The sequence below is a fragment of the Microcystis sp. genome (genome assembly GCF_048564745.1).
GTDB lineage: Bacteria > Cyanobacteriota > Cyanobacteriia > Cyanobacteriales > Microcystaceae > Microcystis > Microcystis ichthyoblabe_A.
In genome coordinates this window covers 1-1,055 of record NZ_JBLZRT010000128.1, presented here as the reverse complement: position 1 = coordinate 1,055, position 1,055 = coordinate 1, and the positions used below count along the sequence as shown (strand labels likewise).

Genomic DNA, 1,055 nt, shown 5'->3' with positions numbered 1-1,055 from the left:
CTTGTTCCCTATCCTGTTGGTAAAGTGGAGCTAAACGCATAATAAACTCCCTATCCTCCTGTGTTTTTTTCGATAACGCTTCTAGATTTCTACTCAAATTATACAATAAGTTTAAGGAAGCCGATTTTAGGGGATTATTCGGTGATAATCTCTCTAATTCATCGATAGCTCTCTCTCTTGTTCCTCCTCTACCCAATAATCTTAGCCATAATGTCTCTGGGATTGCGGGTAATTGATGAATGACGACAATAGCTGTACCGAAACCCTGCGGGAGAAAATAAACCCCTTCTCCCCAATTGGGTTGTAATTGAGCCGTAAACAGGGATAAAATGCGCTCACTAGCTGTGGGAGTGAGAATCCATAACCTAGGTATCTCCTCCTCTGATATTCTCTGTTTATTTCTCTTTGCTTCTCTGTGGAAGATTTCACGAATAGCAAAGCGCTTGGACAGACAATCATTGATACCATCAAGGGTAATCCCATTGCGATAGGGTTCCAATAAACAGGGATTTTGGCATAATTTGCCTAATAGTCCTAACTGAGAGGGAATTTCAGAGATATTAGGACTAAAATACACATCAATTTCTTTAATTTCTGAGGTGACTTCTTTGCTGACAACTACTGTACCGTAGGGAGAAAGAAGGGTTTCTAAGAAGTCTTTGCTAAATTTATCCCAAATAAAGCGAGTCAAGGGTGCAACCAGTTATCTAAATCTGTCAAAGTGCTAAAGTCTAATAAAGCGAGTCCTAAGTCTTCTAACCGCTCCACAGGAAGGTTACGGATGGTTTCCTCAAGATTCTGGGGTATTTCACCGAAACGTCGTTGAAGTTGACGGAGGAGTAAATACGCTTCTCCCTGTTGTCTTCCTTGTTGAATACCTTGCTGTAGTCCTCTTTTCAGTCCCTCTTGAATCGCTTGTTCCCTATCCTGTTGGTAAAGTGGAGCTAAACGCATAATAAACTCCCTATCCTCCTGTGTTTTTTTCGATAACGCTTCTAGATTTCTACTCAAATTATACAATAAGTTTAAGGAAGCCGATTTTAGGGGATTATTCG

General features: G+C 40.5%; 2 protein-coding genes. Both read right to left on the bottom strand.

Translation table 11 applies throughout. The features are described from left to right. Positions 1-691 (bottom strand): hypothetical protein (locus ACOCD9_RS14435; protein WP_419547838.1); only part of this gene is annotated, 691 nt, incomplete at its 3' end. Next, on the bottom strand, positions 688-1,055 hold a 368-nt coding region (locus tag ACOCD9_RS14430), incomplete at its 5' end, for a DUF4351 domain-containing protein (protein WP_419547837.1). The genes ACOCD9_RS14435 and ACOCD9_RS14430, both read right to left, overlap by 4 nt.